General features: G+C 67.0%; 1 protein-coding gene. It reads right to left on the bottom strand.

Annotated features, from left to right (window positions below; all coding sequences use genetic code 11):
- Window positions 1–530: phosphoglucose isomerase-related protein (locus NN2_RS35480; RefSeq protein WP_501193559.1), on the bottom strand; the 530-nt coding region annotated here is incomplete at both ends.

A 530-nucleotide genomic window follows, 5' to 3' on the forward strand; every position in this document is an offset into this window, starting at 1 on the left:
GGCGCGGCAGCAGGATGGTGTTACTCGGCCGACCGCCCGGGAACCACCGATGCGGGGACCGCTCGCCCACGCTGTCGAGGTCGCCGAAAGCCAGAGCCCGGGTCTGGGCGAACAGGTTCGCCATCAGCAGATCGTGGTGCGCCCGATAGGGGTGCGCGGGTTCGAGCACACCGATGAAGTCACTCGGCACCGGCGTCGTGCCCTGATGCAGCATCTGGAAGAACGCGTGCTGCCCGTTCGTGCCCGGCGCACCCCACAGGATCGGCGCGGTATCGACACCGACCGGGCGTCCGTGCCGGTCGACCGATTTGCCGTTGCTCTCCATGTCGAGCTGCTGCAGATACGCCGGCAGCAACGCCAGCCGCTGATCATACGGCAATACCGCGAAACCCTGTGCGCCGCAGAAGTTTCGATACCAGATACCGAGCAGGCCCAGCAGCACCGGCAGGTTCTCCTCGAACGCGGCCGTGCGGAAATGCCGATCCATGCTGTGGGCTCCGGCCAGCAGCTCACGGAACTGTTCGGGGCCG

Source organism: Nocardia nova NBRC 15556 (genome assembly GCF_001613005.1).
Lineage (GTDB): Bacteria > Actinomycetota > Actinomycetes > Mycobacteriales > Mycobacteriaceae > Nocardia > Nocardia nova.